General features: G+C 63.8%; 2 protein-coding genes and 1 pseudogene. 1 reads left to right on the forward strand and 2 read right to left on the reverse strand.

The window, feature by feature from the left end:
- Positions 1 to 298: transposase (locus ACFPN9_RS28930; protein ID WP_377818000.1), on the reverse strand; the 298-nt coding region annotated here is incomplete at its 3' end.
- Between the two features lie 94 nt (positions 299 to 392).
- On the opposite strand from ACFPN9_RS28930, the pseudogene ACFPN9_RS28935 reads away from it, so the two are divergent.
- A pseudogene (locus ACFPN9_RS28935) lies at positions 393 to 668 on the forward strand (IS110 family transposase); the annotation flags it as partial.
- A gap of 34 nt (positions 669 to 702) precedes the next feature.
- On the opposite strand, the gene ACFPN9_RS28940 reads toward ACFPN9_RS28935, so the two are convergent.
- Positions 703 to 1,249, reverse strand: a 547-nt coding sequence (locus ACFPN9_RS28940) for an integrase core domain-containing protein (RefSeq protein ID WP_377818001.1), incomplete at its 5' end; no start/stop codon positions are given.

Here is a 1,249-nt window from a genome sequence, read left to right on the forward strand (position 1 = left end):
CGGTGAGCGCCTTCTCCGCCATCCGGCGCGGCTCGAGGAAGCCCGGGAAATAGCTGCCCTTGCGCAGCTTGGGGATGCGCAGCTCGACCGTGCCGGCGCGGGTCTCCCAGTCGCGCTCGCGATAGCCGTTGCGCTGGGCCAGCCGATCAGCGCTCTTCTCGCCAAAGCCGGCGCCGGTCAGTCCGCCGACCTCCAGCTCCATCAGGCGTTGCGCGGCAAAGCCGATCATCTCGCGCAGAAGATCGGCGTCGGGGCTCTTCTCCAGCAGCCCGCGCAGGTTCATCATCTCGTCGGTCATCGGGGATCTCTCGGTTCAGGGTTGGCGTTCACAACCCAAACCTAACCGGCAATCGCCGGTGACCACCGTCAGCTACACCACGCTATGGGACACGACCCGGGAAGCGCTTGAGGATTTTGCCAGGAAGAACCTCACCCACGACGATCATGTGGTGATCGAGGCAACGGGTAACGCGGCTTCCGTGGCGGAGTTGCTGACACCTCACGTTGACCGTGTGGTGATCGCCAATCCCAAGCAGGTGCGGATGATCGCACATGCCAAGATCAAGACCGATGCGATCGATGCCGCGGTGCTGGCGACGCTGTATGCGAGCGGCTTCCTGCCGGAGGTCTGGATGCCTGATGCGATGACCTTGGCCATGCGGCGACAGTGATCCGCCCCCGCCGAGAGGTCCATGGGGATTGTTAGTGGACGGTTGGCCTCGGCGCCAGCGCGGGCGGCGTAGCCGGTCTGGATTGCGCAGCCGCCCGCGCGGTCATTGCGGGGACGAAGACCTCCGGGGCGGGGGGCTTGTAGCCGAGCGAGCCATGTGGGCGCAGCGTGTTGAAGTGTCGCCGCCAGCTTTCGACGACGATCTTCGCCTCCGCGAGCGAATAGAAGATCTCGCCGTCGAGAAGTTCGTCGCGCAACCGGGCATTGAACGACTCGATGAAGCCGTTCTCCCAAGGACTGCCGGGCGCGATATAGGCGGTCTTGGCGCCGACCGCACCGATCCAGTCCTGCACGGCCTTGGCGACGAATTCGGGCCCGTTATCTGACCGAACATGCTCCGGCACGCCGCGCAGGATGAACAGATCCGAGAGCACGTCGATGACGTCGATCGCCTTCAGCCTGCGATCGATGCGGATTGTCAGGCATTCATGCGTGAACTCGTCGATGATGTTGAGCATGCGATACTTTCTCCCGTCATGGGTGCGGTCCTCGACAAAGTCGTAGGACCAGGCATGGTTG

Source organism: Allobosea massiliensis, assembly GCF_042655245.1.
In the GTDB taxonomy this organism is placed as follows: Bacteria; Pseudomonadota; Alphaproteobacteria; order Rhizobiales; family Beijerinckiaceae; genus Allobosea; species Allobosea massiliensis.